Below are 2,484 nucleotides of genomic sequence, written 5' to 3'. Positions count from 1 at the left end.
GCTCGGCCCGTACACCGCCGCCCCGCGCGAGCCGCTGTTTTGCAGGGAGTTGCACACAGATGATCGGGATCTTTCGAGATGGGAGGCGGACGGCCGGCCGGCGGTGTACGGGCCGAGCCGGGTCCGGCGGCGCGAGAGGCGGTAACAGCTAATTGATGCGGTCGAAGCACAAAGTCGCGAGCGTTAGCGGGACCGGGGTCGATGGGCGGTAATGCGGTAGTCGCGAACCCAGGATCAAGATCCCGACGCCTCGCGTGTAGGCAACCGCTTGTCCCCGTGGTGCACGACCATTTTCTCGGGCGGCCCTCAAAAGTTCGACGGGTCCAGCGGTCATCAGATCCGAGCGGACGTAGAGCGGTGGGGGGCGGGCAGGATCGAGCGGAAGAAAAAGTGTGGCCGTGCACTGGGGGATATCGGTGTGCAGGCCGATATGGCCGCCTCGGTCGTAGTAGACATAGGCGGCCCGGGTGGGGAACAGAGGCAGGTCCGTAATTCTCCGTAGGAGCGCGGCCAGGTCAGGGCTCTCGTGGAGGTTCTGCAGTATCTGGCCCGGATATGCGTACCGCTGCAGTCGCGGACTCGTGAGGTATCGATGGTGGTTGACCGTGTACTCGGCGATGCGGCCAATGTGGAGTGATCTAGGGCTGAGATCCACCAAACGCTGGCACCGCCACGGCTTGCCCTATCCGCGAGGCTGAGCGCTACCGTCGATTTGCCGACCCCTCCCAAGCCCGCGAGGACATGAACGTTCCCATCCGGAGCGTCCACCAGCTCCGTGAGTCGATGCATGAGCGCTTCCCGGCCTCTGACAACCGATGGGAGACGGCCGACAGGCGCGGGCAGCGAACCACGTGGCATATCGGGAAGGCCCTGGACTGGCCGGACTCTGGGGATGGAGTACGGCGGAATTGCAGGACCGCCATGGTCACCGCCATGACCCCGGAAAGAGAGCCGACGATTGAGACCCACAGTTCCATCCAAGACCCCCAGCCGGGCCGACCACCAGCCACCCCGATGCAACCGGCTGAGGCAATCCTCCTCCTGCGGCCCGGCTACGGAAAGGTAGACGGCGCGGCTCGCCCCGAACCAGGGGTTACAGCCGTCCTCGACGCATAGGACCTCCCGCGGCCGAAAGCACTGCGGCAAGCCGGGCCCACCTCATCACAGAGAACGTCGCAGACCACTGAAGCACGCGCACAGCTAGCCAGTCGGCCGGGTTCGCCGCCACACTCAGTGATACACCGGCTCCGGGACCGCGGGGACCGGTGTCCGGACCTTAGAAGAAACTTGCATCCCATCCCCGGCTCCTGGATGTCGGGACCTTGCGAGACGGGTCCGCGCGGCGGCTGGTGCTGGTGGGACGGGAGATCGGGGTTCCCGCGAGCGAGCTGAGCGGCTCTGCCTTCAGCCTGGACCACCTGTTCGTGGACGCCGACGCGGTGCCCACGCTAGTGAAGGTCAAGCGGGCCTCCGACACCCGGACCCGCCGCGAGGTGGTGGCACAGATGCTGGACTACGCCGCCAATGGATCGCGCTACTGGCCCGCCCAACTGCTTCGCCAGTCCTTTGAGGACACCTGCCGACGCGACGGCGCCTTCCCCGAAGAGATTTACCAAGGCGCTCTGGGCGGCCAGGGCCCCGACGCCTTCTGGGAGAACGTCCGGGACAACCTGCTCGCAGGACGGCTGCGCCTGTTGTTCGTCGCCGATCAGATCCCGGTCGAGTTGCGCGCGATCGTGGAATTCCTGAACAAGCAGATGATCCCCGCCGAGGTCCTGGCCGTCGACCTGCGCCGACACCGCAACGAGACTGGTCTGGGGGTGCTTGCGCCCACCGTGTACGGCAACGCAGCCGTCACTGCGAAAGGACCCTCGGCCTCCGGTCGGGGGTCCTGGACTCCGGCCGAGGGCGCCGGTGCCCGGCTGGTCAGCGGATCCGGGTCCTACCCCAGCGTGATCGCCCACTACCCGATCACCGGTCGGCGGCCCTCGACCTGGAACCTGTCCGCGCACCCTGGCGGCAGACCCGCCCTCTGGATCAACTTCGGCACCCTAGTCAACCACCTACCCGCCGACACGATCGCGGGCCTTCGCCGACGACCTGATCGCGATCCCGTCCCTCGAACCCAAAATCAGCGACGCCCGCGCCAAGGACTACGCGGCATGGCCGTCGGTCGGCATCGACGACCTCGCCGCACACCCGGACAACCTCACCACCCTCACCCGCGCACTCGACCGGCTTGCCGGCCTGACCTCGACCGAACGACATTCCCACTGAACACAGAGCAGCCCAAAGGTTCCGGCCAGACGGCTCGCCGCCCGCCGAAGCAACGCACACACATGCCGCGAAGTGTGCACGGGACTGTACAAATAACGGCGGATCTAACGATCAAGGAAGAGACGCCACATGACCGAGACCGCCGAGCCGTCCGCGACCGTGGACGAGTCCGTTGAACAGGGCCAGGACCAGGCCGTGAGGCCGGAG

The 2,484-nt window shown here is 66.5% G+C and carries 1 protein-coding gene; it reads left to right on the top strand.

Annotation, left to right across the window (positions count from 1 at the left end):
- The first annotated feature begins 1,355 nt into the window (after positions 1-1,355).
- Positions 1,356-2,453 carry a hypothetical protein gene (locus E1287_RS42965; protein ID WP_131971858.1) on the top strand — a complete coding sequence of 366 codons (1,098 nt, stop codon included), beginning with the start codon at positions 1,356-1,358 and terminating at the stop codon, positions 2,451-2,453.
- Positions 2,454-2,484: the final 31 nt, after the last annotated feature.

This window comes from Actinomadura sp. KC06 (assembly GCF_004348735.1).
Lineage (GTDB): Bacteria > Actinomycetota > Actinomycetes > Streptosporangiales > Streptosporangiaceae > Spirillospora.
The sequence above is the reverse complement of the archived record's forward strand: the minus strand, read 5'-3'. Positions and strand labels throughout refer to the sequence as shown.